This window comes from Pseudomonas sp. SIMBA_041 (assembly GCF_046535095.1).
Classification (GTDB): Bacteria; Pseudomonadota; Gammaproteobacteria; order Pseudomonadales; family Pseudomonadaceae; genus Aquipseudomonas; species Aquipseudomonas mucoides.
In genome coordinates, this window is sequence record NZ_JAWRXJ010000834.1 from 1 (window position 1) to 242 (window position 242).

Annotated in this window: 1 protein-coding gene; it reads right to left on the reverse strand. The window is 66.9% G+C overall.

Features of this window, described 5'->3' with window-relative positions:
• The coding region (locus SB725_RS33480) for a hypothetical protein (protein ID WP_410923732.1) at positions 1-242 on the reverse strand (242 nt) is incomplete at both ends.

Below are 242 nucleotides of genomic sequence, written 5' to 3' on the forward strand. Positions count from 1 at the left end.
GGCGAGCGCGGCGGCAAGCATCGCGCGGAACGACGACGCGTCGGCCCCGCCCAGGCGGACGGCGACGTCACCGCTGGTCTGGTCGATGACCAGGACCGCGTCGTCATGCCAGTCGTCCGGGGGAACGAAATCGGGTGCGTGGTTGTATTTCGACAGGCCGTGGCGAACGATTAGGGACATTGCGTGGTCGGCCTTGATCCGCGATTCATCGGCATGGTCATCCTGCAGCGTGGCGGCGTCCT